The organism is Streptomyces sp. NPDC057428, assembly GCF_042803195.1.
In the GTDB taxonomy this organism is placed as follows: domain Bacteria; phylum Actinomycetota; class Actinomycetes; order Streptomycetales; family Streptomycetaceae; genus Streptomyces.
This window is the reverse complement of the sequence record NZ_JBHVCT010000238.1, coordinates 1-1,198: the sequence shown is the minus strand read 5'-3', so window position 1 is coordinate 1,198 and position 1,198 is coordinate 1. Positions and strand designations below refer to the sequence as shown.

Sequence of the window (1,198 nt, the reverse complement as noted above, 5' to 3'; positions counted from 1 at the left end):
CGACTCGCCCATGAAAGTGCACCTGCCGAGTGAAGAAGATATCGCGTCGTCGTACCGCCTCTCGCACCCCCGGCAAGCGGTGGTCGAGGGTGAGAGCGCAGGTGGGTGATCCGGACGCCTCGGTGACGGAGAACGGTGGGCTGTTGCTGGTGGCCGAGCTGGACCGGGCCCTGGGCATCACCGCCGTACTGGACGCGGGGATTGGGCCGGTCAAGACACGCGACCGGGGTCTGTCGGGTGGCGAGTTCGCGCTCGCGACGGCCGCTGTGCAGCTGACCGGCGAGGATCATCTGGTCGGGTTCGACCGGCTGCGGGCCGATGTGGTGGGCGAGGGGTTGCTGCCCGCGCCGGTGCCGGCGGCGACCACGGCCGCCACCCTGGCCGCCCGGTTCGGGCAGGCCCAGCGCGAGGGCATCGAGATCGCGTGCGCGGAGCTGACCGGCCGTGCTCTTGCCGCGCTGGCGGTCGCCGAGCGGGCCCGGGTCCTGGCGGGGCCGGTCACCATCGACGTGGACGCCAAGGACATCGAGGTGTACTCCACCCGCAAGGAACAAGTGGTCCGTTCCTACAAGGGTGAGGTTTCCGGACGGGTTCACGCCTGCCACTGGGCGCAGATGGGCACCGTATTGGCCGCGGACCTGGGCGATGGCCGCTCGGACGGCCGGACCCTGGCCCCCGACCAGATCGACCGGGCCATCGACGCCGTCCGCGCCACCGGGGCGACCGGACAGATCCTCGTCCAGGGCGACTCGGGCTACTACTCCGGCACCGTCGCGGCCCGGATCACGGCACGCGAGGCGGTGTTCCGGCTCGCGGTGCCCCGCACCGGGCCGCTCTGGCGGGCCGTGTCCCGGGTCCATGAGGACGACTGGATCTGTGCCATCGACTACGACGACGCCCAGGTCGCACTGATCGACTACACGCCGGCCGGCTGGCCCGAGGGCACCAAGGTGATCGCCCGCCGGGTCCGCTACGACGCCGACGCCCTGTCCGCGGATCCGCGCTCACGCCGCTCCCGCACCGTGGGCAAGGACCAGCTCACCCTCGTCCTGGACGGCGTCTCGGACGCGGCCTACGCCTACTCCTTCATCGCTACCGACGAGGTCCTCGACCTGGACGAGGACATCGCGACAGCGGAGTGGGAGTTCCGACGCCGCACGAAGATCGAGGAGCTGTTCCGGGACACCGCATACGGCGC

At 71.3% G+C, this 1,198-nt stretch carries 1 protein-coding gene; it reads left to right on the top strand.

The annotated features are described in order from the left end of the window. Positions 1 to 101: 101 nt before the first annotated feature. Positions 102 to 1,198 (top strand): transposase (locus ACFU5K_RS31990; RefSeq protein ID WP_384068280.1); only part of this gene is annotated, 1,097 nt, incomplete at its 3' end.